21 protein-coding genes and 1 pseudogene are annotated in these 23779 nt (G+C 64.3%); 16 read left to right on the forward strand and 6 right to left on the reverse strand.

Annotated features, from left to right (window positions below; all coding sequences use genetic code 11):
• Positions 1-270: 270 nt before the first annotated feature.
• The 7 genes from murJ to OWC48_RS32675 all read left to right on the forward strand — a co-directional run bounded on the left by murJ (position 271) and on the right by OWC48_RS32675 (position 8792).
• The gene (murJ, locus tag OWC48_RS32645; RefSeq protein ID WP_282523662.1) at positions 271-1797 is read left to right on the forward strand and encodes a murein biosynthesis integral membrane protein MurJ; all 1527 of its coding nucleotides are present in this window, start codon (positions 271-273) and stop codon (positions 1795-1797) included.
• A gap of 79 nt (positions 1798-1876) precedes the next feature.
• Positions 1877-2089 carry a hypothetical protein gene (locus OWC48_RS32650; protein WP_282523663.1) on the forward strand — a complete coding sequence of 71 codons (213 nt, stop codon included), beginning with the start codon at positions 1877-1879 and terminating at the stop codon, positions 2087-2089.
• A 350-nt stretch (positions 2090-2439) separates the two neighbouring features.
• On the forward strand, positions 2440-3357 hold the full coding sequence (locus tag OWC48_RS32655) for an NADP-dependent oxidoreductase (protein ID WP_282523664.1): 918 nt from the start codon (positions 2440-2442) through the stop codon (positions 3355-3357).
• 430 nt (positions 3358-3787) lie between these two features.
• On the forward strand, positions 3788-4063 hold the full coding sequence (locus OWC48_RS32660; protein ID WP_282523665.1) for a hypothetical protein: 276 nt from the start codon (positions 3788-3790) through the stop codon (positions 4061-4063).
• Positions 4064-4346: 283 nt separating this feature from the next.
• Positions 4347-6656 (forward strand): xanthine dehydrogenase family protein molybdopterin-binding subunit, encoded by a 2310-nt coding sequence (locus OWC48_RS32665; protein ID WP_282523666.1) that lies wholly within the window; start codon positions 4347-4349, stop codon positions 6654-6656.
• Between the two features lie 97 nt (positions 6657-6753).
• The gene (locus OWC48_RS32670; RefSeq protein ID WP_282523667.1) at positions 6754-7203 is read left to right on the forward strand and encodes a cytochrome c; all 450 of its coding nucleotides are present in this window, start codon (positions 6754-6756) and stop codon (positions 7201-7203) included.
• Positions 7204-7508: 305 nt separating this feature from the next.
• Positions 7509-8792, forward strand: coding sequence for a cystathionine gamma-synthase family protein (locus OWC48_RS32675; protein ID WP_282523668.1), 1284 nt, complete (start codon positions 7509-7511; stop codon positions 8790-8792).
• A 34-nt stretch (positions 8793-8826) separates the two neighbouring features.
• Here the strand turns inward: OWC48_RS32675 and OWC48_RS32680 are convergent, their stop codons facing one another.
• Positions 8827-9099, reverse strand: a complete 273-nt coding sequence (locus tag OWC48_RS32680; protein ID WP_282523669.1) for a DUF1127 domain-containing protein — start codon at positions 9097-9099, stop codon at positions 8827-8829.
• A 170-nt stretch (positions 9100-9269) separates the two neighbouring features.
• Here OWC48_RS32680 and OWC48_RS32685 point away from each other — a divergent pair, with 170 nt between their 5' ends.
• Entirely contained in the window at positions 9270-10838 is a 1569-nt protein-coding gene (locus OWC48_RS32685; protein WP_282523670.1) for a winged helix-turn-helix domain-containing protein, read from the forward strand.
• A 90-nt stretch (positions 10839-10928) separates the two neighbouring features.
• Here the strand turns inward: OWC48_RS32685 and OWC48_RS32690 are convergent, their stop codons facing one another.
• Positions 10929-11345, reverse strand: a complete 417-nt coding sequence (locus tag OWC48_RS32690) for a CHRD domain-containing protein (protein WP_282523671.1) — start codon at positions 11343-11345, stop codon at positions 10929-10931.
• Between the two features lie 154 nt (positions 11346-11499).
• Between OWC48_RS32690 and OWC48_RS32695 the strand changes: the two genes are divergently transcribed.
• A complete protein-coding gene (locus tag OWC48_RS32695) occupies positions 11500-12432 on the forward strand; it encodes a cytochrome c (protein ID WP_282523672.1) in 933 nt (310 codons plus the stop codon).
• A gap of 27 nt (positions 12433-12459) precedes the next feature.
• Here OWC48_RS32695 and OWC48_RS32700 read toward each other — a convergent pair whose 3' ends face one another.
• On the reverse strand, positions 12460-12705 hold the full coding sequence (locus OWC48_RS32700) for an Lrp/AsnC family transcriptional regulator (RefSeq protein ID WP_014493934.1): 246 nt from the start codon (positions 12703-12705) through the stop codon (positions 12460-12462).
• Between the two features lie 128 nt (positions 12706-12833).
• Here OWC48_RS32700 and thiD point away from each other — a divergent pair, with 128 nt between their 5' ends.
• From thiD to OWC48_RS32720, 4 genes are all read left to right on the forward strand, one after another.
• The gene (thiD, locus tag OWC48_RS32705; RefSeq protein WP_282523673.1) at positions 12834-13634 is read left to right on the forward strand and encodes a bifunctional hydroxymethylpyrimidine kinase/phosphomethylpyrimidine kinase; all 801 of its coding nucleotides are present in this window, start codon (positions 12834-12836) and stop codon (positions 13632-13634) included.
• Between the two features lie 228 nt (positions 13635-13862).
• On the forward strand, positions 13863-14675 hold the full coding sequence (locus OWC48_RS32710) for a UDP-2,3-diacylglucosamine diphosphatase (RefSeq protein ID WP_282523674.1): 813 nt from the start codon (positions 13863-13865) through the stop codon (positions 14673-14675).
• A 13-nt stretch (positions 14676-14688) separates the two neighbouring features.
• Positions 14689-15762, forward strand: coding sequence for a glycosyltransferase family 1 protein (locus OWC48_RS32715; RefSeq protein ID WP_282523675.1), 1074 nt, complete (start codon positions 14689-14691; stop codon positions 15760-15762).
• Between the two features lie 64 nt (positions 15763-15826).
• The gene (locus tag OWC48_RS32720; protein WP_282523676.1) at positions 15827-16810 is read left to right on the forward strand and encodes a threonine/serine dehydratase; all 984 of its coding nucleotides are present in this window, start codon (positions 15827-15829) and stop codon (positions 16808-16810) included.
• Between the two features lie 73 nt (positions 16811-16883).
• Here the strand turns inward: OWC48_RS32720 and OWC48_RS32725 are convergent, their stop codons facing one another.
• A complete protein-coding gene (locus OWC48_RS32725; protein WP_282523677.1) occupies positions 16884-18707 on the reverse strand; it encodes a caspase family protein in 1824 nt (607 codons plus the stop codon).
• Between the two features lie 211 nt (positions 18708-18918).
• Here OWC48_RS32725 and OWC48_RS46975 point away from each other — a divergent pair.
• Positions 18919-19029, forward strand: a pseudogene (locus tag OWC48_RS46975) (fucose-binding protein); the annotation flags it as partial.
• Between the two features lie 64 nt (positions 19030-19093).
• Here OWC48_RS46975 and OWC48_RS32730 read toward each other — a convergent pair.
• Positions 19094-20782 (reverse strand): Na/Pi cotransporter family protein, encoded by a 1689-nt coding sequence (locus OWC48_RS32730; protein WP_282523678.1) that lies wholly within the window; start codon positions 20780-20782, stop codon positions 19094-19096.
• A 293-nt stretch (positions 20783-21075) separates the two neighbouring features.
• Here OWC48_RS32730 and OWC48_RS32735 point away from each other — a divergent pair, with 293 nt between their 5' ends.
• Both OWC48_RS32735 and OWC48_RS32740 read left to right on the forward strand, forming a co-directional pair.
• Positions 21076-21435, forward strand: coding sequence for a hypothetical protein (locus OWC48_RS32735; RefSeq protein ID WP_282523679.1), 360 nt, complete (start codon positions 21076-21078; stop codon positions 21433-21435).
• Positions 21436-21556: 121 nt separating this feature from the next.
• The gene (locus OWC48_RS32740) at positions 21557-22327 is read left to right on the forward strand and encodes an SDR family NAD(P)-dependent oxidoreductase (RefSeq protein WP_282523680.1); all 771 of its coding nucleotides are present in this window, start codon (positions 21557-21559) and stop codon (positions 22325-22327) included.
• A 112-nt stretch (positions 22328-22439) separates the two neighbouring features.
• On the opposite strand, the gene OWC48_RS32745 is transcribed toward OWC48_RS32740, so the two are convergent.
• Entirely contained in the window at positions 22440-23762 is a 1323-nt protein-coding gene (locus tag OWC48_RS32745; RefSeq protein WP_282523681.1) for a hypothetical protein, read from the reverse strand.
• Positions 23763-23779: the final 17 nt, after the last annotated feature.

Raw genomic sequence — 23779 nt, forward strand, 5'->3', positions numbered from 1 at the left:
CTTTCTTCCCCTCTCCCCCTGTGGGAGAGGGTGGCATAGGCGGCCTTCGGCCGCCGTCCCTTAAGAACGCCGATGCTTTGCATCGGCTATGGCGATAGCGGCGAGACGGGTGAGGGGTATCTCTCCACGCGGAATGCAGAAAGATACCCCTCACCCCAACGAGTTTGCGTCTACCGGCGGTGCTGCCCTCTCCCGCAAGGGGAGAGGGCGCAGCAATGCGCATCGCAAGATGCAATCGACCTCTGTTCGATTCATCTCTAAAACAGGCGCATGCTCGGACGCATTTTCACCGTCGGTGGTTACACGCTGCTCTCGCGGCTGACGGGATTTGCCCGCGACATCATGCTCGCGGCGATCCTCGGCGCCGGCCCCGTGGCCGACGCCTTTTTCGTGGCGCTGCGGCTGCCCAATCATTTCCGCGCGATCTTTGCCGAAGGCGCCTTCAACGCCGCCTGGGTGCCGGCCTATGCCCACGTCCATGGCGAGCGCGGGGAGGGGGCGGCAAAACTGTTCGCCGACCGCATCTTCACGCTGCTGCTGGCCTCTCAGGTGGTACTGCTGATCGTTGCCTGGCTGTTCATGCCGCAGGCCATGAGCATTCTGGCGCCCGGCTTTAGTGAGGACGCCGAGCAGCGCAAGCTCGCGATCGAGCTGACCCGGATCACCTTTCCCTATCTGCTGCTGATCACGCTGGTGACGCTCTATGGCGGCATGCTCAACGTGATGCAGCGCTTTGCGAGCGCCGCCGCCGCATCGATCTTCCTCAACATCTCCATGATGATGACGCTGGCGCTCGCCGCCTGGTTTCCCAGTGCAGGGCATGCCGCTGCCTGGGGCGTCCTGATTTCCGGCTTCCTGCAATATTTCCTGCTCGCGGGCGATCTCGCGCGCCATGGCGGCTTGCCGCGCTTTGCGCCGCTCAAGCTCGACGAGGACGTGCGTGGATTCTTCAAAGCGCTCGGCCCGGCGACGCTGGGCTCGATGGGCACGCAGGTCGCGCTGTTCGCCGACACCATCATCGCGACGTTCCTGCCGGCTGGCGCGCTCTCGGCGCTCTACTACGCCGATCGCCTCAACCAGCTGCCGATCGGCGTCATCGGTATCGCCATCGGCACGGTGCTGCTGCCGGAGATGTCGCGGCGGATTACGGCGAATGACCATGACGGCGCGATGAAGGCCCAGCGCCGCGCCTTCGATTTCACGCTGCTGTTCTCGGTGCCGTTCGTGGCGGCCTTCATCACCGTGCCCGACGCGATCATGCGTGCGCTGTTCGCCCGCGGGGCGTTCTCGAAGGCCGATGCCGCCGCCGCCGGCGCGACGCTCGCGGCCTATGCCATCGGCCTGATCCCCTTCGTGCTGATCCGCAGCGCGGTCGCAACCTTCTATGCGCGCAAGGATACGGCGACGCCGGTCCGCGCCTCGCTGACGGGCATCGCGGTCAACGTCACCCTGAAGGTTGCCTTGATGGGATCGCTTGCACAGATTGGCCTCGCGCTGGCAACAGCCGTCGGTGTCTGGACCAATCTGCTGCTGGTGCTGTTCTTCGCGGTGCGGCGCGGCTTTCTCGTGCTGGACCGCGCCTGGCTGATGTCGCTCGCCAAATTCCTGCTGACCGGACTGATCCTCGCCGCCACGTTCTGGCTGATCGCGCGCTTCAGCGGTTCTGCGCTTGGCTCGATGCACTTCAAGGACGAGGCAACGCTGGTCCTGCTCGCCGTCGGGGGCACGATCGTCTATGCGGTCGCGATCCTCATCCTGTTCGGCCGCAGCTGGCTAGTCTCGCTGGTGCGCGGCTAGGCGTGTGCCGATAAGTAAGCGCCAAACTCGCGAATGAAGATTGGACTTCATTGCTCCCAAGAGAAAATGAGATGGCCTTATGGACGCGAAATCAGCCGCAAGATTTAAACAGCACGCAGAGCGGATCATTGAGGAGTTGTCCTTGGCGCTCACACTCGCCAAAAAAGCCTCTTCAACAGACGAGTTTCTGAAATTGAAGGCCTCGGTGGGCGATATCATCGCTCGGGTAGACACTATGCTTCTGGACAATATCTATAAAGATCATCCCGATCTGGATGGCATGAAACGCTGACTTGCTTGGGTCAATAGCCGCCCTCTCAAAGCGGTCGCAAACGTCCGCTTTGGAATGCTCCTCGCGTAGGGGGATGAAGCGTCGCGTCGAATCACGGCATCGGCTGGTACAGCCAGAATCGTCAATCTTGGTACTTTTTTATAGCCAGACGTGACGCATCTACTCGCTACGACCATGGATCGGAACGAGCCCGATCCATCGGGCTTAGCGGGAGTTCCGGTCGGTGCAGACAACGAGATCGCCGACACGGAGACAGGAGTTCCACACTGCCTGGCATTTTGTGGAAAGCCGGCGCGTGCGCGCTCCCTCACATTTCCACCGAAGAGACAAATGACCAAGGAGGAAATCTCATGAAGGCGATCGTTGTAACGGAGCAAGCCGCGGGAACGGCCGGCATGAAGCTGGTGCATCGGCCCGAGCCGCAGGCGGCGATAAACGATGTCGTCGTCCAGGTTCATGCGTCGAGATTTATCCCGACTGAGCTTGCGTGGCCCTCGAGCTGGGCCGATCGTCTTGATCGCGACCGAACGCCGTCGATCCCTGGGCACGAGCTGGCCGGAGTGGTCTCTGCCCTTGGATATGGAACGACGGGGCTGTCGGTGGGACAACGGGTGTTCGGCCTCGCGGACTGGTATCGCGACGGCACGCTGGCCGAGTACGTGGCAATCGAGGCGCGCAACCTTGCGCCGTTGCCGGGCGACGTCGACTTTACCGTGGGCGCGAGCCTGCCGATCTCGGGCCTCACCGCGTGGCAAGGGCTGTTCCAGCATGGTCGCCTTCAGGCGGGGCAGAGCGTGCTGGCACACGGCGCGGCAGGCGCAGTCGGGTCTATGGTGACGCAACTCGCACGCGCGGCCGGAGCCTATGTCATCGGCTCCGGACGTGCCGCCGATCGTCAGACAGTGCTCGATCTCGGTGCGAAGGAGTTCGTCGACCTCGACAACGACGCACTGGAGGACATCGGCGAAGTCGATCTGGTGTTCGATGTCATCGGTGGTGACATCCAGACGCGGTCCACAGCACTCATTCGAGCCGGGGGAACACTGGTGTCCATCGTCGGGCCGGCGGAGGCGCGGCCTTCCAACGGGCTGGCGATCGACTTCGTCGTCGAGGCTGATCGTGCCCAACTGAGCGAGATCGTCCAGCGGGTGCGGGACGGACGACTGCGGATGAACATCGGCAACGTCGCGACCCTCGACGATGCCGTCGCCGCCTTAAATTCGACCGAGCGACGCAAGGGGAATACGATTATCCGCGTTCGTCCCTGAGCGACGCACGTCGGTCGATTCGCGCAGCCGGCCGGCTCGTCCAGGTCGGCCGTCTGTTGAGAATGTCCCAGGGGGCCAATGGCCGCCCTCTCAGAGCGGTCGAAAACGTCCGCTTTGGAATGCCCCTCGCGCAGGGGGCGTGAACCGTTGCGTCGAATGAGCGAATTCGCCGGAGCGAGGGACTCGCCTCCAGGATGCAGCCAGCCTCCGCACATCCCTTGATTTTGCACGATTGCCGTGGTACAGGCCTCTCATGATCAAATCAGTGCGCAACATCAACTCGATGGACATGACCCGCTTCGGCTGGGCCGTGGAAGGAGTCGCGCGCTAGGAATTCGACGACGACATCTTTTCCACCAGGCCCCGCCGGCATCGGACGGGGCCTTTTGTTTGGCCACGCTCCCTGTCGGCACAACAGCAGGAGCATCCGATGCCACCTCAATTGACGAACAGCACAAGCGAGCCGGAGGTCGACGCCGAGCGGCTCCGCCTCGACTTTTCCATCGCCTTGAGCCTGCTCAAGCGATACTGGCGCGCGTTTCGGGAGCGGCGCCGGAGCCCCACCGTCTGCTTGCACGACCTGAGTGACAGGGAGCTGATAGATATCGGTTTGACGCGCGGCGAGATCGACTACCTCACGCCTCAACGCGCCATCGATACGCTGAGAGATCGCGCCACGGATCTTTGGAGGCGGGGCGTGATATAGGTGATCAACCGTCAGAAGCGGAGATACGCTTTGCGAACAAGCGGCAGTCAGCACGACTACTTCTTGGGAGTGCACCGCGGGACGAGTTCGGCAACTATCGTGCCATCGACCGGACCGTTCTTCACAGGGAAATGACCGGGCTGCGGCGTTTTCGTCGCATCCCGCTCTGACAGGCGAGGCACCGGGCGAGTCTTCGCGGCCTGCGCCTGCCCAAAGCCGTTTGCCTTGCCACTTTTTCCACGGCAATATGCCCGCAAAACAACCATGAGGACGGGATAAGAAAATGGCGGCTCCCATCAAGTTCGGCGTTGGCCAAAGCGTGCTGCGCAAGGAGGATGACGCGCTTATCCGCGGCAAGGGCCGCTATACCGACGATTACGCGCCGCAGGCCGCACTTCGCTGCCTGATGCTGCGCTCGCCGCACGCGCATGCCAAATACACCATCGATGCGAGCCGGGCCCGCACGCTGCCGGGCGTTGCGCTGATCCTGACCGCCGATGACGTCAAGGATCTCGGCAATCTGCCCTGCCTGTTCAATCTCGAGACCGATCCGTTCACCGGCCCGCCTTACCCGATCCTCGCCAAGGACGAGGTGCGCCATGTCGGCGATTCCATCGCCTTCGTGGTCGCCGAGACCATTGACCAGGCCCGCGACGCGATCGAGGCGATCGAGGTCAAATGGAGCCCGCTGCCGGCGGTGACCGGCGTCGTCAACGCCGTCAAGAAGGGCGCCCCGCAGGTCTGGCCGGACAAGGCCGGCAACGTGCTGTTCGACGTCTCGATCGGCGACAAGGCCGCGACCGAGGCTGCCTTTGCCAAAGCGCATGCGGTTGCCGAAATCAACATCGTCAATCCGCGCGTGGTCGCGAGCTTCATGGAGGCGCGCGCGGCGGTTTGCGAATACGACGCCAAGCGCGATCATCTGACGCTGACGGTCGGCAGCCAGGGCAGCCATCGCCTGCGCGACATCCTCTGCCAGAACGTGCTCAACATCTCCACCGAGAAAATGCGGGTGATCTGCCCCGACGTCGGCGGTGGGTTCGGCACGAAGCTGTTTCCGTACCGCGAATACGCCTTGATGGCGGTCGCCGCGCGGCAGCTCAAGAAAGCAGTGAAATGGGCGGCCGACCGCACCGAGCATTTCATGGGCGACGCGCAGGGCCGCGATAACGTCACCACCGCCAAGATGGCGCTGGCCGAGGACGGCAAATTCCTCGCGATGGATTGCGACCTGATGGGCGACATGGGCGCGTATCTGTCGACGTTCGGCCCCTACATTCCGCATGGCGGCGCCGGCATGCTGCCGGGCCTCTACGACATCCAGGCCTTCCACTGCCGGGTGCGCACCATCTTCACCAACAGCGTGCCGGTCGACGCCTATCGCGGCGCGGGCCGTCCCGAAGCGGCCTATGTGATCGAACGTCTGGTGGACGCGTGCGCGCGAAAACTCGATATGACGCCGGACGCCATCCGCCGCAAGAACTTCATCCCGCCGAAGGCGCTGCCGTACAAGACGGCCACGGGCAAGGTCTATGATTCCGGCGATTTCGCCGCGCATCTCAAGCGCGCGATGGAGATCGGCGAGTGGAAGGAGTTTCCCAAGCGCGCCAAGGCGGCCAAGAAGAATGGCCTGATCCGCGGCATTGGCCTTGCGAGCTATGTCGAGATCTGCGGCGTGATGGGCGAGGAGACCGCCAATGTGCGGCTCGATCCCAGCGGCGACGTCACCGTCCTGATCGGCACACAGTCGAGCGGGCAGGGCCACCAGACGGCTTATGCGCAGATCGTCGCCGAGCAGTTCGGCCTGCCCCCGGAGCGCGTGCACGTGCGCCAGGGCGACACCGACGAGATCGCCACGGGGCTCGGCACCGGCGGCTCGGCCTCGATCCCGTCAGGCGGCGTCAGCGTCGAGCGCGCCACGCGTGAGCTCGGGCAGAAGCTGAAGGAGATCGCGGCGCAGGCGCTGGAAGCCAGTGCCGGCGACCTCGAGCTCTCCGACGGCGTCGTGCGGATTGCCGGTACCGACCGTTCGATGTCGTTCGCCGATCTCGCCAAGCGCGGGAGCACCGATCCATCGAAGCTTAACGGCAGTGCGACCTTTGCCAGCGCCGACGGCACCTATCCGAACGGCACGCATCTGGCGGAAGTCGAGATCGATCCGGCGACCGGCATCATCAAGATCGTCAACTACGTGATCGTCGACGATTTCGGCAAGACGCTCAATCCGCTGCTTTTGGCGGGCCAGGTGCATGGCGGCGCCATGCAGGGCATCGGTCAGGCGCTGATGGAGCAGGTGGTCTACGGCGCCACCGACGGGCAACTGATCACCGCGACCTTCATGGACTACGCACTGCCGCGCGCGGCGGATGGTCCGGACTTCGTGTTCGAGACCAGCAACGTTCCCTGCACGACCAATCCGCTGGGCGTGAAGGGGGCGGGCGAGGCCGGCGCGATCGGCTCCTGTCCGGCCGTCGTCAACGCCATCGTCGACGGGCTCTGGCGCGAATACAAGATCGACCACATCGACATGCCGGCCACCCCGGAGCGGGTGTGGATCGCCGTCAACGAGCACCACCGCCGTCACAGCCTTTAAGCCCAGATCTCCGCGGCGGGAATAAATGCCCGCCGCCGGGTTCTATCCATGAATGGCTCTTCCCCCCAACCGTCTTGCGAGCCGGAGAAACAAGCCGATGAAACGGACGATGATAGTCGCGTGCACCCTGCTTCTGGGTGCGGGTGCCGTGATGGCGCAGCAGGAGATTGCAGTTCAACAGGACAATCTGATGCGCTCGCAGGCCAAGAGCATGTACGGCGTGATCCTCAAGATGACGAAGGGCGAATTGCCCTACAACCAGAAGGCCGTGGACGAGGCGATCGCCAGTCTCGAGGCCGACGTCGCCAAGATAGCAAAGACCTTCGAGGTCAATCCCAAGCAGGACGTTGTGAACGCGACCTACGGTTCCTCGTCGAAAGTCTGGCAGAACAAGGCCGATTTCGACTCCAAGATCCCGCCGGTGCAGAAGGCGATCGCGGCGGTCAAGGGCAAGGTCAAGGACCTCGCGAGCCTGAAGGCGGCCTATACCAGCATCAACGACCGCTGCACCGACTGCCATGAGACGTATCGCCTCAAGCTGAAGTAGCGGTTGCAGGTCGTAGATGGGGTAAAGGGCGGCTTGGCCGGAAGCCGAGGCGCCCGTTACCCCATCTCCTGGGATCAAGAAACGGCGGTTGCGGAAGCAGCCGCCTTTTTTGCGTCGGTGCGCAGCGCAGCGGGGAATACTGTTCGCAAGCCCTGACGGATCACGGTGAGAGCGGTTATCTTTGCTCCAGCCGCCGCGACACTGGTGTAGGCTTTCGATGCCGGCGCATCTCGCTCCTGACCGCCTCATGACATCAGGAGTTCCAATTCGCGGCGAGAATCTGAATCCAAACAGCGAGGCAGGCCATGGTCAAACCGTTCCCGTCGAAGACGCACATCGGCAACCATATGCTGCATCCTGAAACGCTGATGCTGACCTATGGCTATGATCCGCAATTGTCGGAAGGCGCCATCAAGCCGCCGGTGTTCCTGACCTCCACCTTCGTGTTCAAGACGGCCGATGACGGGCAGGACTTCTTCGATTTCGTCGCCGGCCGGCGCGAGCCACCGGAAGGGATGGGCGCGGGACTGGTCTATTCGCGCTTCAATCACCCCAACAGCGAAATCGTCGAGGACAGGCTCGCGATCTACGAGCGCACCGAGAGCTGTGCGCTGTTCTCATCCGGCATGGCGGCGATCGCAACCACGATCCTGGCGTTCGTGCGACCCGGCGACGTCATCCTGCACTCCCAGCCGCTCTATGGCGGGACGGAAACCCTGCTGACGAACACGCTTGCGCGTCTGTCGATCGGCGCCGTCGGCTTCGCCGATGGCGTTGATGAAGCGGCGGTCAGCCAGGCCTCGGAGGAGGCCATGCGCAAGGGCCGGGTCTCGATGATTCTGATCGAAACTCCGGCCAACCCGACCAACGGGCTGGTCGACGTCGCGATGATGCGCCGTGTCGCCGAAGCCATTGGAAAGACCCAGGGACATGTTCCGATCATCGCCTGCGACAATACGCTGCTCGGTCCGGTGTTTCAGCGGCCGATCGAGCATGGTGCGGACATTTCCCTGTACTCGCTCACGAAATATGTCGGCGGTCATTCGGACCTGATCGCGGGTGCCGCGCTCGGCGCGAAGGCGATCGTGAAGGGCATCAAAGCGCTCCGGGGCGCCATCGGCACCCAGCTCGATCCGCATTCCTGCTGGATGATCAACCGGTCGCTCGAGACGCTGAGCCTGCGGATGGAGAAGGCCGACAGTAACGCGCGCCTCGTGGCGGACTATTTGCGCGATCACCCCAAGGTGGCGAAGGTTCACTATCTCGGCCATCTCGAGCAGGTTTCGCCGGCCGGAATGGTGTTCGCGCGGCAATGCCTGGGGGCGGGCTCCACCTTCTCGTTCGACATCGTCGGCGGCAAGGAGGCGGCGGTGAAATTCCTCAACGCGCTGCAAATCCTCAAGCTGGCGGTGAGTCTTGGTGGAACGGAGTCGCTTGCGAGCCTGCCTGCAACCATGACCCATTCCGGCGTTCCCGCCGACATTCGCCGCAAAATCGGCGTGCTCGATTCCACGATCCGGCTGTCGATCGGCATTGAAAACCCGTCGGACCTGATCGCCGATCTCGCGCAAGCGCTGAACGCGGCGTGAAGGCGCAGACCCGACATTGCCGGGGCGCGCCCAATCAACGCAATGAGGTCGGCCGTGCCGCCCCGCGCGAATGGCGCACGATGTCTCGTGGGTCGAGATCGCGGCTGGAGGCAACGTAATCGATCTCGCCGCGCGTCGTGCCGATGTCCATCAGCTCCCGGTCACTCAAGCCGGACAACGTGCCGCGCAATCTCTGGCGATCGCGACGTGCCTGAAGGACATCCCAGCACTTCCAGATCAGGCTGTGGACATGCCGGATCGATACGGACGCCCGTTCCGGCCACATTGTACCTTGGATCATGGTCATTGCAGTGCCTCCGGAGGGTGTTTTTCACCCCGAGAAGGTGCCCGAAGACCGCCGCGCGTGCTTGACCGGCAGCTTACATTTTCCCTACCGACAGCTTATTCTTGCGACGTCCAGCGGGCCAAAACGCCCACCCGGGTCGCCCCGGAGGGCTCATCCAAGGGATTCGCATCTTGCGCTATCTCTTTGAGGAGTATGCATTCGACGCCGGTCGGCGAGAGCTGCATCGCGGAGCGGATCGGATCTCCGTTGCGCCGCAGGTGTTCGACCTCCTCGATTACCTGATCCGCAACCGGGAGCGCGTCGTCGGCAAGGATGAACTCATCGATGCCATTTGGCAGGGGCGCTGCGTGTCCGATGCTGCGCTGACGACCCGCCTCAACAGTGCGCGATGCGCGATCGGGGATTCCGGCGAAGAGCAGCGGCTGATCAGAACACTGCCACGCAGAGGCTTCCGCTTCGTGGGTCAGGTCCGGGAAACGCTTGCCGCCGAGGGCGCAACGGTCGCCGACGGCGGAGCCGGGACGCCGAAACCCGCGCTCGCGCTTCCCGACAAACCCTCGATCGCGGTGCTTCCGTTCGCCAACCTGTGCCCGGATCCGGAGCAGGACTATTTTGCCGACGGTATGGTCGAGGACATCATTTCGGGACTGTCGCGTTCGAAGTCTCTTTTCGTCATCGCGCGACATTCGACTCTGGCCTACAAGGGCAGGGCGATCGACGTCAAACAGATCGGTCAGGAGCTGGGCGTTCGCTACGTGCTCGAAGGCAGTGTGCGCAAGGCCGGCAATCGAGTCCGAATCGCCGGTCAGTTGATCGACGCGGCGACCGGCCTGCATCTCTGGACGGACCGGTTTGACAGTGAGATCGAGGATATTTTCGACCTGCAGGATCGGCTGACGAGCAGCGTCATCGGAGCAATCTCCCCGCGACTGGAGCGCGCCGAAATCGAGCGCGCCCAACGCAAACCCACCGACAACCTGCAGGCCTACGACTATTATCTCCGGGCGTTCGCCGCCTTCTTCAGATTCACGGAGGAGGCAAGCATCGAGGCCATGGAGCTCGCAAAGACGGCCCGCTGCATCGATCCGGAATTTGCGCGCGCATATGCGCTCGGCGCCCGTTGCCATGTCCTGAGGAACGTTTTCGACTGGGTCACTGATGCGGCCCACGAATGCAGTGAAGCCGCGCGGCTGGCGAGACGAGCGGTCGAGCTTGACCCGAATGATCCGTCGGTGCTTGCGATGGCCGGACACGCGCTCTCACAGGTGGCAGGCGAGGTCGAGGAAGGCGATGCTCTTCTCGTGCGTGCGATAAAGCTGGATCCGAATCTCGTTGTCGCACGTCATTGGAACGGTTGGAGCCAACTCTGGCTTGGTCGTGGTGACGCCGCGATCGAGCAATTCGGCACCGCATTGCGTTTGAACCCGCTTCATCCGCATGGGAGCGCCAACGCCCAGACGGGCTTGGCTTACGCTCATTTTCTTGCTGACCGTAATGATGACGCCCTGGCTTGCGCGGCAGCCGCCATCAGGCTGATACCGATCTTTCCGCCTGCGCAATTCATTCTGGCGGCATGCCATGCGACGTCAAACCGGGTTGAGGAAGCTCGGCGGATTTGCCGCCATGCGATGCAACTATTTCCCAACAAGCGTATCGATGCGTACACGTGGCGATACCGCCGACGGGAAGATGTCGAAAAGCTGACGCAAGCGCTCCGTGTTGCCGGCATGCCGGAATGAGCCTGCGCGGCCACCTCGCGGCATGCGGAATCGAAAAGGCCGGACGCTCCCTCCAGCGCCCGGCCTTCGCGTACGAAGCAGCCTTGAGGCTTACTTCGTCACCTGGCCGCGGATCTCGCCGCCCGGATTGGCCGCGGTGTGGATGTTGACGTAGAGCTTGCCGGCGAGCAGATCGGCGGCCTGCGCATCGGTCAGCGTCGCCGAGCCCTCGACCGGGCTGGAGGTCGCATTCGGGATCGCGACCGCGACGCCGGCGTTCTTGCCGGACTCGGCCGGCCCGTGGAAGTGGGCGGCCGTTGCCGGGCCGGACAGGCCGGAATAGGTGACCTTCCAGGACAGCTTCTTGCTGGCGGCATCATAGTCCAGATCGGCAGTTCCGCTGCCGCTGGTGGTGGTTGCGGGCACCTCGGACTTGCCGTCGAGCGTTGCTTTCAGCTTTTCGGCGTCGGCGGGGGCTGCAAAAGCTGCGGCGCCGAGCGCGACCATGGCGATGACGGTCTTGTTCATGACATTCTCCTTGAGGCCTCGTTGGCCCTGCCAACCTTCCAACATTGGCCGTTTCAGTTTATTCCCGTTTCCGGCCGGGGCGGGCTAAATTCTTTGTGGCTGGAGCCGCGTGGACATCGGTCATAAGTTCGCGGCCAGCAATGAATGGATCTGCATGTTGCAACGAACAATTGTCGTGGCGCTGCTTGCCGCGGTCGCTGCTGCGGGCGTCTATTGGTGGCTCAGCGCGCCGGTGGTGGCGGCCGGTGCCGCCACACCGCCTGCCCATGTCCCCAATCTCGCCAATGGCGAGGTGATGTTCAACGCTGGCGGATGCGCGTCCTGCCATGCCGTCCCCGACCAGCCCGATCGCACCAGGCTCGGCGGCGGCGTCGCGATCAAGTCGCCGTTCGGAACGTTCTACGCGCCGAACATCTCCTCCGATCCGACCTACGGCATCGGCAAATGGACCGACGCCGATTTCGTCAACGCGGTCATGCACGGGGTCTCGCCGGACGGACAGCATTATTTTCCGGCCTTTCCCTACACGTCCTATCAGCACGCCAGGCGCGAGGACGTGCTCGACCTCTTTGCCTATCTGAAAACGCTGCCGCCCGTTGCAGGCAAGGTGCGTGACCACGACGTGCGCTTTCCGTTCGACATCCGGCGCAACATCGGCATCTGGAAATTCCTATTTCTGGACGGCAAGCCCTTCGTCGCCGACGGCACGAAGTCGCCGCAATGGAATCGCGGTGCCTATCTCGTCAACAGTTTCGGCCATTGCGCCGAATGCCACAGCCCGCGCAATGCGCTTGGCGGCATCATCTCCGGAGAACGCTTTGCCGGCGGACCCAATCCGGAAGGCGAGGGCTGGGTGCCCAACATCACGCAGAAGCGTCTCGGCGAGTGGAGCGCGAAGGATATTGCCTATTTCCTCAAGACCGGCGAATTGCCCGACGGCGACAGCGTCGGCGGCGCGATGACGCGCGTGATCAAGAACACCTCGCAATTGCCGGACGACGATCTCGCGGCGATGGCGGACTACATCAAATCGCTGCCGCCGGTGGACGGGCCGCCGCGGCCTAAACGCAAGGAAGGCGGCGCCTGAAGCAGGCCCTTTCCAATCGACGCGCAGTCAGCTTGCGCCAAACGCCTTGAAGGTGATGATGGTGAGGGTGTCCTGGATGCCCGGCAGCACCTGCACCTTCTCGTTGATGAAGTGGCCGATGTCGGTGTCCTTGTCGACGTAGAACTTCACCAGCAAATCGTAATGGCCGGCCGTGGAGTAGATCTCGGAGGCGATCTCGGCTTCGGCAAGCGCGTTGGCGACCGTGTAGGACTGGCCGAGCTTGCATTTGATCTGGACGAAAAAGGGAACCATTGTAGCCACTCCGAAGCATATCTGGCGGCTAATAGGCCAAAACCGGCCGGATTTAGCAAGCGAACTTGCGGGCCACCGGGGTGCGCGCTAGGACGGGCGATGGTCTCAAAAACGCGGAAAATCGCCCCATGACGACGCCCGTGGCGCTCACCATCGCCGGCTCCGATTCGAGCGGCGGCGCCGGCATCCAGGCCGACCTGAAGACCTTTGCCGCGCTCGGCGTCTATGGCGCCTCCGCGATCACGGCGCTGACGGCGCAGAACACAAAAGGCGTCACCGGCATCCACGCGGTGCCCGCCGAATTCGTCACCGCGCAGATCGATGCCGTGTTTTCCGATCTCGAGGTCGGCGCGGTGAAGATCGGCATGGTGGCGCAGGCCGCCAGCATCGATGCGATCGCAGCTTCGCTGACGCGCTGGAAGCCGGGGCATATCGTGCTCGATCCCGTGATGGTCGCAACATCCGGCGATCGCCTGCTCGCCTCCGAGGCGGTCGATGCCCTGCGCAAAAAACTGATGCCGCTGGCGTCGGTGATCACGCCTAACCTGCCCGAGGCCGCGGCTCTGCTCGACGAGCCCGTCGCGACGCGCGAGGCCGAGATCGAGAGCCAGGGGCGCCGGCTGTTGGCGCTGGGCTGCCGCGCGGTCCTGATCAAGGGCGGGCACGGCGAGGGCGCCGAAAGCATCGACTATCTCGTCGATGCGGAGAGCACGATCGCGCTTGCGGCGCCGCGCGTCGCCACCCGCAACACCCACGGCACGGGATGCTCACTGTCCTCGGCCGTCGCGGCGGGGCTTGCCAGGGGCGAGGATCTCGCGCGGGCCGTGCGGAACGCCAAGGCCTGGATCAGCGCAGCGATCGCGGCCGCCGACCGCTTCAGCGTCGGACACGGCCACGGGCCGATCCATCATTTCCACAAATTTTACTGACCCGGGCCGCAGGCGCACCGCCAGCGGCGCGCGGGACCGCTGCCGTTAACCTGTTCAGCCATCGGTTCCGGGGTCTTGCGGAGGCGGCTGCGGCGCCATGTCGCCTGATTGTCGCATGCGACTGATATTCGCGGGGAGGGCGAGGCAAGGTCTGATTCGTATCTGAGGGTGCCTCAAGGGTTCAATCTGTCATCCCCCTGTCACGGGACATTTGTTACAGGCTGGCGCATGGGAAGTTACGATGTGAGTGACGAGAGCCCGGAGCGGCGCTTTCGCACGTTGTTCATCTCCGACGTTCATCTCGGAGCCCGCGGTTCTCAAGCCGACCTGCTGCTCGACTTCCTGCGCTACCATGATGCCGACACGATCTATCTCGTCGGCGACATCGTCGACGGTTGGGCGCTGAAATCGAGCTGGCACTGGCCGCAGTCGCATAATGACCTGGTCCAGAAGCTGCTGCGCAAGGCGCGCAAGGGCGCCAAGGTCATCTACATTCCCGGCAATCACGACGAGTTCCTGCGCAACTATTACGGCACGCATTTCGGCGGCATCGACGTCGTCGAGAACACCGTCCACACCGGCGTGGACGGCAAGCGCTACCTCGTCATCCACGGCGACATCTTCGATCTCGTGGTGCAGAACGCGCGCTGGCTCGCCCATCTCGGCGACAAGGCCTATGACTTCGCGATCCAGATGAATCGCTTCGTCAACTTCTTCCGGCGCATGTTTAAGGTGCCCTATTGGTCGCTGTCGCAATGGGCCAAGCAGAAGGTCAAGAACGCCGTCAACTACATCGGCGCGTTCGAGCAGGCGCTCGCCGCCGAGGCGCGGCGTCACGACGCCGACGGCGTGATCTGCGGCCACATCCACTATGCCGTGATCCGCGACGAGGGCGGCATTCGCTACATGAATTGCGGCGACTGGGTCGAGAGCTGCACGGCGCTGGTCGAGCATGACGACGGTCATTTCGAGATCATCACCTGGGCCGATCACGCGCAGAAGCCGGCGCAAGTCCCGCAGGTCGCAGCCAGAGCTGCATAACAGAGGCCGCTTGATGCGCATCCTGGTCGCGACCGACGCCTGGCACCCGCAAGTCAATGGTGTGGTTCGGACGCTGACCAAGCTCGCAGACGCCGCCAAGGCGCTTAGCGTCGAAGGGCTTGGCGTCGAGGGCCTTGGCGTCGAGTTCACGTTCCTGACGCCGCAATCGTTCCGCACCTTTGCGATGCCGAGCTACCGGGACGTGCGGCTCGCCATGCCGCGCCCGGCGCGAATCGCGAAGCTGATCGCGGAGGCGCGCCCCGACAGCATCCACATCGCGACGGAGGGGCCGATCGGCCTAATGGTCCGCCGCTACTGCCGCCAGCGCAAGCTGCCGTTCACGACCAGCTTCCACACCCGCTTTCCCGAATATGTCCGCGCCCGCGTGCCGGTTCCGGAATCCCTGATCTGGCGGGCGCTGCGCCGATTTCACGCGCCCAGCCGCGCCGTGATGGCGGCAACGCCTGCGCTCGCCCGCGAGCTTGGCGAGCGCGGCTTCGACAACGTCGTGCTGTGGCCGCGCGGCGTCGACACCAGCCTGTTCCACCCTCGTGGGATCGACCTCTGCCTGCCGGCGCCGGTGTTTCTCTCGGTCGGCCGGATCGCGGTGGAGAAGAATCTCGAGGCGTTTCTCGATCTCGATCTGCCCGGCACCAAGGTGATCGTCGGCGACGGCCCGGCGCGGCTCGCGCTGGAAGAGGCCTATCCGGATGCGATCTTCCTGGGCGAGAAGCACGGCGAGGCGCTGGCGGCGATCTATGCGGCGGCCGACGTGTTCGTGTTCCCCAGCAAGACCGACACGTTCGGCCTGGTCCTGCTGGAAGCGCTCGCCAGCGGCCTGCCGGTCGCGGCCTTCCCGGTGAAGGGCCCCCGCGACGTGATCGGCGATGCACCGGTCGGCGCGCTGGATCACGATCTGCGCAACGCCTGCTTCGCCGCGCTCGACGTGTCCCGGCAGGACTGTGTCGAATTCGCCGCCAATTACACCTGGGAGGCCTCGGCGAGGGCGTTTGTGGACAGCATCAAGGCGGTTGGCGCGGTGCTTCCAGGCAGGAATGGGGCGGAGCCGGTTAGTTTCGTAGCCTGAAAACCAAGGTTTATCGCGCGCAGGTGTCTTGCCCCGCGCCTCGTCCGGCGCGATAACATCAGGCATGACCGAACAGCTCCTCCCGATCGGCCCTGCCGATATCGATGCAGCAGCACGCGTGATCGCGCCCTTCGCCATCCGCACCCCGCTGTTGTCCTTTCCCGTGCTCAACGAGCGCGTCGGCGCAAAGGTCTTCCTGAAGCCGGAGATGCTCCAGCGCACCGGCTCCTTCAAGTTCCGCGGCGCCTTCAACAAGGTCGCCTCGATCCCGCAGGACAAGCGCGCCGGCGGCGTCGTCGCGTTCTCGTCCGGCAACCACGCCCAGGGCGTGGCGGCGGCTGCAAAGATCCTCGACATGCACGCGACCATCGTGATGCCCGCGGATGCGCCGCTGTCGAAGCGCGAGCGCACCAAATCCTATGGCGCCGAGGTCGTGCTGTACGATCGCGATCGCGACGACCGCGAGGCGATCTCGCGCGGCATCGCCGAGAAGCGCGGCGCGACATTGGTCAGGCCCTATGACGATCCGTTCGTGATCGCGGGGCAGGGCACGGCAGGCCGCGAAATCGCCGAGGACATGGCTGCGCTCGGCCTCAGCCCCGACATCGTGGTGGCGCCGGCCTCCGGCGGCGGCCTGATTGCGGGCGTCGCCACGGCCGTGAAGGCGCGCTATCCGCGAGCCGAGATCGTGGTGGCCGAGCCCGAGGCGTTCGACGATCACGGCATTTCGCTGACCGCAGGCCACCGCGAGCCGCATGGGCCTGCGGGTCGCACCATCTGCGACGCGCTGATGGCCCTGATCCCCGGCGAGATGACCTTCGCGATCAACAGCAAGCTCTTGGCGCGCGGCGTGACTGCGTCGGACAAGGAAGTCGGTGCGGCCGTGGCGTTTGCCTATCGCGAGCTGAAGCTCGTAGTGGAGCCGGGCGGTGCGGTCGGCCTTGCCGCGCTGCTGGCAGGACGTCTCGACGTCGCCGGGAAGAACGTCGTCATCGTGCTCTCGGGCGGCAATGTGGATGCGGATCTGTTTGCCGAGCTGGTTGCTTAAGTTTCGGACCTTCTAACATGAGGAAGGGGCAGAGCGTTGGCGCTCTGCCCCTTCGTCGTTTCGCTTGTGGCGATCAGTGCATGAAGCCGCCGCGGCGATTGTTGCCGCCGTTGTTCATGCTCGGCGCCTGGTTCATCGACTCGCGGAAGTTGTTACCGCCGTTGTTGACCATACGGTTGGTCGCATTGAACTGCGGGCGGTTGTTCTGCTGGTCGTTCTGCACCTGCACCTTGTTCACCGGGTTGTTGTTGAGCTTCACGATGCCGGTGTTGCCGTTGTTGACGCGGATCGGGTTGTTCTGCGTCTGAATGACCGGCTTCTTTTCGACAGTCGAGCCGCCCTTGCCGACATTCGCCGGCATGCTCACGATCTTACCAGGCGTGCCGGTGCCGTTGGCAGTGCCGGCATTGTTGCTACCGCCGTTCTGCGTAGTGTTGGTCGCAGGCAGGGTCACGATCTTGCCGACGCCGCCATTGATGTTGGTCGGCGCAGGCAGGGTGACGATCTTGCCCGGGGTCTGCGACGGCGTGCCGTTCGGCTGGTTGTTGCCCGAGGGCAGGTTGACGATCTGGCCGCCATTGCCGAGCTTGCCCATGACGTTGCTGTCCACCGGCTTCTGCACGACCGGCAGATTGCCGTTCATCTGCCCGCCGCCATTGCCCTGCTGCATTGGCAGCATGTATTTGGGCTGGCCGAGATTGCCGACCTTGAACGTCGGAGCAATGTTCTGCGGTGCCAGGAACTTGGTCGCCTGCATCAGGGGGATCAGCTTCGGCTGGGTCTGGAGCTTCAGCGCGGATTGCGCATAGGGGCTGTTGCCGTAGCTGTCATAGAAGCTCTTGTAGCCGAGCGGGGAGTTCGCGAGCACCGCCTTGTGCCAGGCCTGCGTGATCAGCAGGTTCGAGAGCAGCCAGCGGATGTGGTCGCACAGCGGGTCGTGCGGGTACATCTGGATGAACTCCTGATAGTACTCCGGACGTCCCTCGGACACGACGTAGTCATAGGCCTGGCGCGTCGAACGGCTCGGCAGGTTGGACGCGATCTGCACGACAGGCGCATTCACCGGCGCGCGGGTGGCGGCAACAGCGGTGTCGCCGAAGAAGGTGAAATCTGACGTCAGCGACGAGCTTTCCCACGGGATCTGCGCGCCGCTGGTGGTCTGGTTCACTTCGAGGCGCACGCGCTTGAACAGCTGCTCGATCGGCACGTTGGGCTCGCGCGCGACGTTGAGGAAGGCCTGGGTGTAGGGGCTGTGGCCGTTGGTGCCGTCCTGTGCTTCCGCACCCGGCGCGGTCGAGTAGCCGACGATCGAGCCGTTCGGCGCATCGACGATGGCGAGGCCGCGGCCGGCATCGTTGACATCAGGGAACGGATTGTTGCGGCAGGCATCGAGGATGACGATGCGCATGCGGCTCGGGATCGTCTCCAGCGTCGACATCACGTCGACGAGGCGCACCGAGTTGCTCACGAGCTCGGTGGGGTTCGAAACTTTCGCATCCACGGGGACGAGATAGTTCTCGCCGGCGAGCTGCACGCCGTGACCGGCGTAGTAGACCATGGCGACAGTGTTCGGACCCCGCGCGGAAACCTTGGCGGAAAAGTCCTGGACGACGCGGAGCATGTCGTTCTGGGTCAGGTCGGTCGCGGCGACCACCTCGAAGCCGGCGGAGTTCAGGAACTGCGCCATCGACTGCGCGTCATTGTCGGGATTCTGGAGCTGCGGCGCGTTCCGGTAGTTCGAATTGCCGATCACCAGCGCGACCCGCTGCTCGGGCCCCTGCAGCGCGGTGGGGGCCGGCGCGACCGGGGCGACCTGCGCGGAAACAGGGCCGCAGGCGAAGCCGAACAGGCTTCCCGCGAGGCTAGCGGTCATCAGGAAAGGCTTTAGGCGGAACATGGCGTGCTCCTCTGGCACTGATCTCGATGCGAGATTGGTTGCGAGGAAGCTTGGCCGCGTTCGAGCCTGTGGTCCGTGATCGCAATCACCATGGTCGACTGCGTGATCTGAATCACGCTTGGAACCTGCTAGGGTGAACGGCCGATGACCGGCCGCGCCGGTTCGGCCCGCGAAGACCATGCTTTTGGGGAAATGCCGTCACATGCTCTGCAAGCTCTCGCGCCCGGAATTCTATCGCGCGGCGGAGGCGAGCTTTGGTGTGGTGCAGGTCGGCGACAGTAGGGGCCATGGATGCTTCCTGATCAGGAAGGGCGTGATCTGAATCGCGATGAGATTGGGGCGAACAGTCATCGCGCTTCAGGCTGCTGTTCGAACATATCTCCGCGCTAGCCCCGCCCCACCAGATGAGCCGCCGAGCGCCAGGCGTGCAGCGACAGGGCTTCGAGGTTTCGCACCGCCTCGACACGAAGCAGGGCGGCGTCGGCGGTCAGGGTTCCATTGGCCACCGCACCGAGCGTCGCACTGCGATGGGTGCGCAGCATTTCGGCGAGCTGTGTCGTACAACGCTCAAGCTCGGCGATCGCCTCGTCGGGCGGGTCGGCGCGCGGACCGGCCATGGCGTCGCCGGCGCGCGAGGCGGGTACGGAGTGCGGCGATCCGTCGACGCGGGGCGGCACCGCCACGCCGCGCGCAATCGCAGCCGCGCTTCGCATGACTTCGGCACATAGCTCTCCGGCGCGGATGTCCTCCGGTCCGCCTGCCACCGAAGCGAAATTGTTTCCTCCACTTGCGAGGTCCGTCAGCCGGGACGCGTGGTCGAGGGCGTGCAGCGTGCTCGTCAGACGCTGTTGCTCGTCGTCGGTCTCAGGCGGTCCAGCTACATCCGACAGGAATATTTGTGCCTGGCGCACGGCATCGGCCGCCTCCTCTACGGATACAGCGTCCTTCCCCAGACGTATCGATCCAGCGCGGCCGGCCAGTTTCGTGTCGACCGAACTGCACACCGTCAAGAGCACGCGCGCGATCGTGCGCCGTACCGCTTCCACCGCCACGATCGGGGTCTCAAGCGCCGAAGCATCGAGACATCGCGCCAGCGGCGAGCCGCGCTCGGGCAGAATCCGTTCGACCAGTCGCGTGAACGGGTTGATCAGGGGCAGCAGGACCGCGACACCGACGACGTTGAAGGCCGTGTGGTAGCCGGCCAGCAGCGTGACGCCGTCGATCGTGTCAGAGGCGCGCAGCAGCAAGGGCGTTACTATGGGAAAAGCCACCAACGCGATGAGTGCGGCAATCAGCTTGAAAAGAACGTAGGCGATGGCCAGCCGCTTCGCGGTCGGGCTCGCGCCAATCGCGGCCAGGGCGGAACTCGTCGCTGTTCCGATGTTCTGGCCGATGATCAGGGCGCAGGCCTGGTCCAACCCGATCGCGCCCGCGAAATAGGCGGACAGGGTTACCGCGATCGCGGCCGTCGACGATTGCATCAGCGCGGTCATGACCAATCCGATCACGACCAGCGCCAGCACGCCGAAGAGGCCCGACCACCATGACACCCCGGGACTGCCGAGAACTGCGGGCAGGTCCGCCGGGTGCAATCGTTCAGCCAGCCCGCCCATGCCCTGCTGCAGGGTCGTCAAGCCGAACAGCACAAGTCCGAAGCCGGCGAGCGCGGCGCCGACCCCGGAGATTCGTCCCCTGCCGAGAAGCTTGGTCAGCGCGCCGACGAAGATCATCGGCAGCGCCGCGGCCGTGAGCGAGACGCGGACGCCGATCAGGGCGACCAGCCAGCCGGTCCCGGTGGTGCCGATATTCGCGCCGAAGACGAGGCTCAACCCCTGCTGGAAGGTCAAGAGGCCGGCGCTGACGAGACCGATCGTCGTCATGGTCGTTGCGCTGGAGGACTGCACCAGCAGCGTGACCACGGCTCCCCAAAACGAGCCAAGCAGCGGCGTCGACGCAGCCTTGCCGAGCACCGTGCGTAGCGCAGAGCCGGCCAGGGTCTTCAGGCCATCCGTCATCACGGTCATGCCGAGCAGGAAGAGACCTACCCCGCCGAGCGTCGAGATCGCCGTGGACATGTGCGCTCCTTCCGACAGGGCACCATGAATAGCGAAGCAGACAGTACAGCAACGGAGTGCTGATAGGTCGGATCAATCATTGCACGATGGTCGGGCTGCCCGCGTTTCGGATGGGCGTGATCAGCCGGGAGCACGTCATCAAATCGGTCCAGCCACCCGATCGCCGCGAGCCAACGCATAACGATTCCGCGAAAGCCGGCATGGCTGCGTGTGTGGGATTTGATCGAGGCAGCGAATAGTCTCGCACTCGAATTTGAGTGGCCTGTCTGAACCTTACTGTTTATGGTCGGTTCATGTCGCGCCTTATGTGTCTATCCATTGCTGTCATCCTGTCGCTGCTGCCCGCCGTCGCGCCGGCTGCGTCCATTCAAAAACCCCCAAAACAGGCCTGGCACGGCTACGGCTTTCTGCCGGGCTATCGCCAGCCGCTGAGCAACAGCATTCCGCTCTACAAGCAGAAGGAAGCGATGCGGCGCCTGTCGCGTAGCGATCGCCGCCATTGGTACATCGATCCGGTCCCTCAATATTACGGCTGGGATGGCGAATGGCGCTATTTCGGCCGGCCCGGCTTCGGTGGCGGCCGCTACAATGGCGGCAGCTTCGGACCGTGCTGGACGCGGACCCCGATCGGCGCGGTCTGGAACTGCGGCTGATCGGCATCGCTTCGCGCGACAGATTTCAATCGTAACCGAATCCGGTTCGGCTGAAACCAGACTGTCTTTCCGGTGTCCTAGCTCTTGTCCGGACCTTGCGGGTTCGGATGGAGTTATTGGCATGAATGATCGGTTCAAGGATAAAGTCGTCATCGTCACGGGCGCCGGCAGCGGCATCGGCGCCGCAGCCGCAAGGCGCTTTCACGGCGAAGGCGCCATTGTCGTGCTCAACGGACGGCGCGAGTTCAAACTGGCCGAAGTCGGCGCGGAGCTCGGCACCGATCGCTGCATGATCCGATCCGGCGACGTCTCGATCGCCGCTGACGTCGAGCGCCTGGTCGCCGACGTGGTCCGGCAATTCGGCAGGATCGACATCCTCGTCAACAATGCCGGGACGGGCGCACTGATCGATTTCCTGGGCTCGCCGATCCAGCTGTGGCGAGACGTCTTCGCGGTCAATGTCGACGGTGTCCTCTATATGACGCGCGCCGCGCTTCCGTACCTGATCGAAAGTGGCGGCTCGATTGTCAACGTGTCGTCTCTCAGCGGGCTCGGCGGTGACCGGGGCGTGAGCTTCTACAACGCAACGAAGGGGGCCGTCAGCAATCTCACGCGCAGCCTGGCGCTCGAATTTGGCCCGAGAGGCGTGCGCATCAATGCGGTGTGCCCATCCTTGACCCTCACCGACCTGACGATGCCGATCATGGAGCAATATCCGGAATTGTTCGTAAGGCTGGTGGAACGTATCCCCCTGGGGCGCGCAGCCCAGTCCGAGGAAGTCGCGAGCGTCATCGCATTTCTCGCAAGCGCCGACGCCAGCTTCGTCAACGGGGTGAACCTGCCAGTCGACGGCGGCGTCGACGCATCGACCGGGCAGGCGCCCTTCGTGTAGCGCGGATTGGTTTGCGAGAGCACCCGTGCTACAGCCTGGGTCCCGGCTCTGCGCCGCAACGCCAACGGCGTTGCAGCGCGTCCGGGACACGAGAGTGAGTACGCTGCGCCCCTTACGAGAAGAACGCGATCTTCTCGGCCTGGGTCATGCGGCGGATTGGCGCCATGGGGTCGTTGGCCGCCGCGCGGGGCCTTTGCAGGATGCCGCTGGCGAGGATGGTGGCGCCGAGCGAGGGCTCGGGCAAGGAGGCGGACAAGGGCGAGGGCATCGGAAGCGTCGCGGCCGGCGCCGCACCGAATGTCGCGGCGGCTGCCATGGCCGGGGCCGGCTGCTCCATCACTTCGGCGGCGGCCTCGGCAATGGCGTCGGTGAGGCGCGCGAGCGAGTCCATTGCGATCGGCGCGTCTTCGGCGGGCTCCTCCACGACTGCGATGGCGGCCGGCTCGGCTGCGACAGGCTCGGGAAGCTCTGCGGCGATCGGGGCTGCGACCTCCGCGGCCATCGGCTCCGGGATGACCGCTTCCAGCTCGACCGGTTCGGTGATCTCGTCGAACTCCGGATCGGGCGCGGCCATTTCCAGCGCGATGGCATCGAGTATGGCTTCGTCCTCGGCTTCAGCGGCGGCGTCGAGCGAGACCCCGTCAGTCACCTCGGTGAAAGCGGCGGCCTCTGCGACCTCCTCTTCGGGTCCGACCTGATGGCCGGCGATGAGCTCCGGCTCGATGGCGACGTCCAATGCCTCCTCGCCAACGGCGAGTGCTTCGACGGTGCAGGCCTCGACCGCTGCTTCGGGCGCGGGAGTCGCTGCGATGTCCTGCGGCGCCTCCGTAAAAGCCACGGGCGCTTCCCGCACCGGCGCAGGTGCGGAATGCACCGCCGCTTGCGGCGCTGTGTCGCCCTCATCATCAAGCTGCTCGACCCGATCCCTGAGCAGATCGAATGCGGCCTTGAGCTCGACGCGGGGGTCGATGGTCGATAGCTGCCCGCAAGCCGCCTCGATGGAGGCGAGCTGCGAATCAATGAGATCGCAGATTCGCCCGTCGGCGCCGATCTCGCGCCAGCGCCAGGAGATCTCCTTGATGATGCGCACGCCGCGCGGAATCGGCGCGAGGCTGGCCTCGAACGCCGCGGGATCGAAGGCGGCGATCGCGATGGTCTCGGCCTCGCGGATGGCGCGGCGGATCTCGACCAGCGCCTCGGGCAGGCGATCCTCGACGACCGGTTGTCGCTGTGCCGCAAGGGTTTCTTCGATTTTCGCGACCGCATCGAGCACCATGCGGGTATCCGCATTGCGGTTGCGCTTGGCATATTCGCCGAGGAACCAGCGGCCGCGCGCGGTCTCCATGAAGGCTTCGCGGATCGCGTCGTAATCCTGCTCGTTCGGCTCGGCCGCACGGGCAGACATAGGCGAGAGGGCGAATGCTTCGTTGGCCATATCAATCTCGTCGCGCA

Origin of the sequence: Bradyrhizobium sp. Arg816 (assembly GCF_029989365.1) — a bacterium.
Classification (GTDB): Bacteria; Pseudomonadota; Alphaproteobacteria; order Rhizobiales; family Xanthobacteraceae; genus Bradyrhizobium.